1 protein-coding gene and 1 pseudogene are annotated in these 890 nt (G+C 39.7%); both read left to right on the forward strand.

Going from position 1 to position 890, the window contains the following annotated elements; genetic code table 11:
* Positions 1-334: 334 nt before the first annotated feature.
* Positions 335-589, forward strand: a pseudogene (locus ACFIQC_RS09945) (MFS transporter); the annotation flags it as partial.
* 134 nt (positions 590-723) lie between these two features.
* A partial coding sequence (locus ACFIQC_RS09950) for an Arm DNA-binding domain-containing protein (protein ID WP_375707142.1) occupies positions 724-890 on the forward strand: 167 nt, incomplete at its 3' end.

The following is an 890-nucleotide window of genomic DNA, read 5'->3' on the forward strand; positions in this document are numbered from 1 at the left end:
TTTCATGCTTTAAAACATCTACCTGTCTACCTTTAAAGCAAATACATAAAAAGCTGCACGCATAGTGCAGCTTTTTTGCAAAATTTTCTGATTGTCTTTTTGTATCATTGTCTCTCATATCAGACAACTTCACCAGCCCATCATCCTTAATACTCCCCTTTAAAAAAACATAAGGAGTTGCTCATCGCTGCCAATAGGCATTGTGCTTGTTTTGGAAAAGAGCTCTGAAAACTTTCTTTTCAACTGATCATCAAGAAAAACTATACAAAGCATGGGATATACCATAAACACGTAGAAGAAAATTGTACCTTATAACCTCTTGGGGAGGAGCATTGTGACAAAGAAAAAATCCATGATTTTTACCCAAATGGGACTTTTCCTTGTTTTGGGCTTTAGCAGCTTTGCCAATGAAACAGCACAAGTTACATTTGCTCTACACTTAGCAGAAAGCACAGCATCTATTTCAATGCTGCTGTTTGCAGGGCTTGTCGGGGCAATTTGTGCCGGACCAATTGCACCACGCCTCTTGCATCACTTCCAACAAGCGTTCAAGGCATTGATTTATAATCATAATCTAGCGTTATTCATATTGAATGAGAACCCTGAATAACGTAAGATTCTCTCATCTTAAATCTGTGTATCTTGAATCAATCAAAATCACTTGCTTGCACGTCACAAGCGGGGTTGATGTGTGGGTAAAAACTATAGCAGAAAGGAGTAAAAATGGTTCTTATGAATCGTCTTAATGCAAGATCTGTCGCAACATTGGGAACTGGCAAATATAATGATGGTGCCGGCTTGCTTCTTCATAAGCGTAAAGATGGTGGTGCTCAATGGCTGTATCGTTATACCATTCATGGGCGGCGTCGCGAAATGGGCTTGGGTGCTTT

This window comes from Bartonella sp. AA126HLJHH, assembly GCF_042197425.1.
Lineage (GTDB): Bacteria > Pseudomonadota > Alphaproteobacteria > Rhizobiales > Rhizobiaceae > Bartonella.